Genomic DNA, 4,569 nt, shown 5'->3' on the forward strand with positions numbered 1-4,569 from the left:
GTGCGACCCCGGGCCAGCAGGACGGCGGCGCCGACGGCAGCGCCCGCTGACGGCATCACCATGACGCATCTCGACCCGCCGGGCGGCCACGGTCGCCCGGCGGTTCCGTCCGCGCCCGCCACCGCCGCGCTGGCCCGCTGCGTCTCGGTCGAGCCGGCCAAGTTCGCCGCCGCGCACTGGGGGCACACCCCGCTGCTGTCCCGCGCCGCTGAGCTGCCCGATCCGGCCGGTTTCACCGACCTGTTCAGCCCCGCCGACGCCGACGAGCTGCTCAGCCGGCGCGGTCTGCGTACCCCCTTCCTGCGCATCGCCAAGGACGGGCAGCTCGTGCCGGCGGCGCGCTGGACCGGCGGCGGCGGCGCCGGCGCGGAGATCGGCGACCAGGTGCTCGACGAGCGGGTGCTGGAGCAATACGCGGCCGGGGCCACGCTGGTGCTGCAGGGCCTGCACCGGATCTGGCCGCCGCTGATCGACTTCGCCCGCGACCTGGGTCTCGCGCTGAACCAGCCGTTGCAGATCAACGCCTACCTCACCCCGGCGGGCAGCCAGGGCTTCGCCACCCACTACGACACCCACGACGTGTTCGTGCTCCAGGTCGACGGTCGCAAACACTGGCGGATCCACCCGCCGGTGCTGCCGGACCCGCTGGAGAAGCAGCCCTGGGGCGGCCGCGCCGACGAGGTCGGGGCCACCGCGCAGGGCCCGGCCGCGCTGGACGTGGTGCTCGCCCCCGGCGACGCGCTCTACCTGCCGCGTGGCTGGCTGCACAGCGCGCAGGCGCAGGAGGCCAGCTCGCTGCATCTGACCGTGGGCATCCGCGCGTTGACCCGGTACGCCCTGGTCGAGGAGCTGCTCGCCCTCGCCGCCGAGGACCAGCGCCTGCGGGCCAGCCTGCCGTTCGGCACCGACGTCGCCGACCCGGACGCCATCGAGCCGGAGCTGACCGAGACGGTGGAGGCGCTGCGGGACTGGCTGCTGCGCGCCAATCCGAGCGCCGTCGCGGCGCGGCTGCGGCAGCGGGCCTGGCCGGCCGCCCGACCGGCGCCGATCCGGCCGCTCGCCCAGGCCGGCGCATTGGCCACGCTGAACGCCGACTCCCGGCTCACCCCGCGTCCGGGCCTGCGCTGGCAGCTCGCGCCGCATGGGCCGGACACGGTGGCGCTGCGGCTGTTCGACCGCACCATCACCCTGCCCGCCGACTGCGAGCCCGCCGTCCGCGCCCTGCTCACCGGCGGGGTCGTCCGGGTCGGTGACCTGCCCGGGCTGCCCGACGACGCCGACCGGGTCACCCTCGCCCGCCGGCTGCTGCGCGAGGCCGTCCTGGTCCCGGCCTGAGGTATCGCCCTCGTTGACGACCTCGCCCGGGTATCCGCCTCGATCCTGAGGGGTCCAGGTCAGCGGCCGAGGACCAGCAGCAGCGCGGTGGCGAGCAGGCCGGCGCCGAGCACGATGGTGATCGGTCGGGGCCCGAGGACGGCGTGCCGGCGGTCGGCCACCATCCGCGCCGGCACCAGGCCGACCAGTGGCCCGAGCAGGGTCACCACCAGCGCCAGCACCGGCATCCCGACCGCGAGGTCGCCGCCGTACCCGACGCCGAGCGCCCGCGCGCCGGCGCCCAGCCCGTACGCGAGCACCGCGCCGGCCACCCCGCAGAGCGCCAGCAGCGGGTTGACCGAGCCCGGCAGCTCGCCCGGCTGCCCGGCCCGGTCGAGCAGATCGCGGGCCCGGCTGAGCAGCAGCACCGGGTCCGTCGAGCCACCGTCGGCCGGGGCGGGCGGGCCACCGAGGCGGCGGGCTCCGGCACCGAGACGCTTGCGCAGCTCCTGCCACAGGTGCGCGACCTCGGCGTCCACCCGCTCCTGCTCCTCGCGCGCCGCGACCAGCTCCTCCTCCGCGTGCCGCACCTGTTCGGCGGCGTCGGCGACGGCCCGGTCGGCCGCCGCGCACTGCCGGTCGTACCAGGTGTGCGCCTCGGCGCGCTGTTCGCGCACCCGGGCGGTCAGCTCCGCCAGCCGCCGCAGCTGCGCCGCGTACGTCTCACTGGCCACCGGTTGGTTCATCGCGTCGGTCCGTAGGGGATGATCACTTGCCCGGTGCGGTGCACCGCGCGGTCGAAGAAGAGCCCCCGCCACGGGCGGGGATACCAGTCGGGGCCGCCGGTGCCCGGATAGAGCGAGGCGCCCAGCTCGCCGCCGTGCGCGTCCAGGGCCACCCAGGCGCCGATCTGGTCGGTGCGGGCGGCCGGTCCGCCGAGGTCGGCGCGCATCCGGGCCACCCCCCGCCACCAGGCCAGCACGTGGGTCCGCCGTTCCGGCCCGTCGTGCAGGACCCGGCGCAGCTGCTCCAGACCGGTCCGGCGGCCCGCCCGCGCGGCCAGCGCCCCGGCCGCGGCGTCCACCGCGAACAGCAGCAGGTAGTGCGGGCTGCCCGTCCCGGTGAGCCCGTCGGCGGTCTCGGCCATCAGCTCGCCGACGGTCTCCTCGTCGTACCAGGCGGCGTCGTCGGCCAGGTCGTCGTAGAGGGCACGGGCGATCGGGTCGGCGTCGGGGTCCAGGCAGGCGATGGAGAACCGGGCGGTGCCGGGCGGGTGTTGGCGGGCCAGCGACCGGGCGGCCGCGTCCAGCACCGCGCACGCCTCGTCCACCCGGGTGCCCAGCACCGCGAGGTTGCGCCCGGGTGCGCGCGGCAGCCGCAGCGCCGCCGAGCGGGCCTGCACGTCGATGATCTCGCCGAGCAGGGCCACCGGGCTGCGCGGCGCCGACCCGTCCGCCGGGGCGGCGAGCGCCCGGAAGTCCGGGGCCTCCGCCAGCCGGGGAATCGCGTCGCCGTCGAAGAGCCGGGCCGGCGCCGCGTCCGGCGGGCGCATCCGCCACAGCCGGTTCTGCAGGGCGCTCCACGTCTCCCAGTCGCTGGCCGCCGGGATCCGGGCGATCTCGTTGCCCTCCACCATGCCGGACTCGGCGTTGACGACCGCGTGCCAGCGGGGCAGTTGCTGTGCCGCGTCGTTGCGCTCGGCCAGAATCCGCAACGCCTTGGGCAGCGCGATGCGCAGGGCGAACTGGGCGACCAGCGCCGGGCGGCCCCACAACGCCTCGATGCCGCGCACGTCCTGCGAGGCGAGCACCAGGTGGATGCCCTGCGACCGGCCCCGCCGGGCCAGGTCCTCCAGCAGGTCCGCCGCCTCCCGGGCGACCACGTCCCGGCCGGCCAGCAGCATCTGGAACTCGTCGACCACCGCGACGATCCGCGGCCAGTGTCCCGTCGGGTCGACCGCGCGCAGTTCGGCCAGCTTGGTCACCTCGTGCTTCTTGGCCGCGTCGGCCCGCCGGCGCAGCTCCTCGGCGAGGAACCGCAGCAGCGCCAGCCCGAACTCCCGGTCGGTGTTCACGTTGATCCCGACCAACCGCATGTGCGGCAGCCAGCTCGGATCGCGCCGGCCCTTCGCGAACCGCGCGAAGGACACCCCCTCCTTGAAGTCCAGCAGGTAGAACTCCAGCTCGGCGGGGGAGTAGCGGGCCGCCAGCGCGCCGATCCAGGCGAAGATCAGGTTGGTCTTGCCGGTGCCGGACGGCCCGCCGATCAGCGCGTGCGGCGGATAGTCGCCCAGCGTCAACCGCACCGGCCGGCCGTGCGGGCCCTCGCCGATCGGGGCGGTCAGCCCGGCTGCGGAGTCCTCCCGCCACATCAGCTCCGGCGGCGGCAGCAGGTCGGCGAACGGGGCCGGCGGTGGGCCGGCGTTCACCCGGGCGGCGGCTTCCCGGCAGGTCTCGGTGACCAGCGACGCCGGAGGTGGCGGGTCCAGCCGGACCGGCAGGCCGGCCGGACCGCCGATCCGCGTGCCGGAGGCCTCGGCGACCACCCGGGTCACCGTCGGATCCTCCGGCAGCGGCACGCCACGGACCACCAGGTGCACCCCGCACGCCGCCCCCGCCCGCACCACCCGGTCGAGCTGCGCGCGCTCGTGCCGGTTCGGCTCGTCGCCGCCGAGCAGCACCGCCACCCGCCATGGTTCGGGGCGGCGGCCGGTCGCCGCGGCCAGCTCCCGCAGCGAGGCGTACTCGCCGGCCAGCACGGTCTCGTTGATCCGGCGGATCTGCTCGACGAGGTCGTCCAGCAGCGGGCCCAGCCCGCCCGGGCCGACGAAGGTGAGCAGCCCCGCCGTGCCCAGCGGCGCGAACCCGGCCAGGCCGCCGCCGAGGTGCTCCGGGTCGTACCCGATCAGCCGTACCGCGCCCGGGTCCGCGCGGCCGACGGCCCGCAGCAGCAGCGCGGCGACCACCGCGTCGCAGCCGGCGCGGTCGTCCCCGGAGAGGTGCACGTGCCCGGCGTCGAGCAGCGGCACCAGCGCGGGCACCGGGTCCACGTCGTCGAGCCGGACCGTGCCGACACGCAGCGCGCCGGGCGGCTCGGCCCGGCGCGTGGGCGTGGGCGTCCATTGCGGCCATTCGGCGGCGGCGCAGCCGGGGGCCTCCCGGCGGGCGGCGTCGGCGGCGTGCCGGGCCAGCTCGGCGATCCGCGCGGCGTGCCGCGTGTCGATCTCGGCCAGCCGGCGGTCCCGCTGGCCGCCAC

The 4,569-nt window shown here is 77.0% G+C and carries 3 protein-coding genes; 1 reads left to right on the forward strand and 2 read right to left on the reverse strand.

All coding sequences use genetic code 11. The features are described 5' to 3' along the window. Positions 1–60: 60 nt before the first annotated feature. Positions 61–1,335, forward strand: coding sequence for a cupin domain-containing protein (locus EAD98_RS27240; RefSeq protein ID WP_121656825.1), 1,275 nt, complete (start codon positions 61–63; stop codon positions 1,333–1,335). Between the two features lie 59 nt (positions 1,336–1,394). On the opposite strand, the gene EAD98_RS27245 is transcribed toward EAD98_RS27240, so the two are convergent. After that, positions 1,395–2,060, reverse strand: a complete 666-nt coding sequence (locus EAD98_RS27245) for a hypothetical protein (RefSeq protein WP_121656824.1) — start codon at positions 2,058–2,060, stop codon at positions 1,395–1,397. Next, positions 2,057–4,569: FtsK/SpoIIIE domain-containing protein (locus EAD98_RS27250; protein ID WP_233583992.1), on the reverse strand; the 2,513-nt coding region annotated here is incomplete at its 5' end. The genes EAD98_RS27245 and EAD98_RS27250, both read right to left, overlap by 4 nt.

The sequence above is a fragment of the Micromonospora sp. CV4 genome (genome assembly GCF_003667455.1).
Classification (GTDB): Bacteria; Actinomycetota; Actinomycetes; order Mycobacteriales; family Micromonosporaceae; genus Micromonospora.